1 protein-coding gene and 1 pseudogene are annotated in these 1,011 nt (G+C 69.3%); both read left to right on the forward strand.

Annotation, left to right across the window (positions count from 1 at the left end; translation table 11 throughout):
- Positions 1-162, forward strand: a pseudogene (locus AC1D15_RS34185) (DeoR family transcriptional regulator); the annotation flags it as partial.
- A 7-nt stretch (positions 163-169) separates the two neighbouring features.
- A partial coding sequence (locus AC1D15_RS34190; protein ID WP_477829572.1) for an FGGY family carbohydrate kinase occupies positions 170-1,011 on the forward strand: 842 nt, incomplete at its 3' end.

Genomic DNA, 1,011 nt, shown 5'->3' on the forward strand with positions numbered 1-1,011 from the left:
GTGTGGGTGGCCGCCGACCACAGCAAGTTCAACCGGCCGGCGATGGTGCAGGTGGCAGGCTTCGCCGAGATCGATGCGCTGTTCACCGACCAGGCGCCGCCCGAACCCTTCCCCTCCCTGCTCGCAGATGCCGGTGTGCAATGCGAGGTGGCTGCTGCATGATCGACGCATGAGCTCTCCGACCTACCTGCTCGCCCTCGACCAGGGCACCTCCAGTTCGCGCAGCATCRTGTTCGACCGCGCCGGCGGCATCGTCGCGATGGCGCAGCGCGAGTTCCGCCAGATCTACCCGCAGCCGGGCTGGGTCGAGCACGACCCGATGGAGATCTGGCACTCGCAGCTCGCGACCGCGAAGGAGGCGCTCGCGAAGGCCGGCATCGCGGCACGCGACATCGCGTCGATCGGCATCACCAACCAGCGGGAGACCACCGTCGTGTGGAACCGCCGCACCGGCGAGCCGCTGTACAACGCGATCGTCTGGCAGGACCGCCGTGCCGAGCCCACCTGCGCGGCGCTGCGCGAGCGCGGGCTCGAGCCCACCTTCCGCGAGAAGACCGGGCTGATCATCGATGCCTACTTCTCCGGCACCAAGCTGAAGTGGATCCTCGACCACGTGGCCGGCGCGCGCGCGGCGGCATCGCGCGGCGAGCTGGCCTTCGGCACCATCGACTCGTGGCTGATGTGGCACCTGACCGGCGGCGCGGTGCATGCCACCGACGTGAGCAATGCCTCGCGCACGCTGCTGCTGAACGTGCGAAGCAACACGTGGGACGACGAGCTGCTGCAGCTGCTCGACGTGCCGCGCGAGGTGCTGCCGCAGGTGTTCCCGTCCAGCCACGTGTACGGCCACACGAAGGCCGAGTTGCTGGGCGCCTCGCTGCCGATCGGCGGCGTCGCTGGCGACCAGCAGAGCGCGCTGTTCGGCCAGGCGTGCTTTCGTGCCGGGCTCGCGAAGAACACCTACGGCACCGGCTGCTTCATGCTGATGCACACCGGCGCGCAGTTCCAGAC

It is taken from the genome of Rhizobacter sp. P2_H2 (assembly GCF_056403375.1).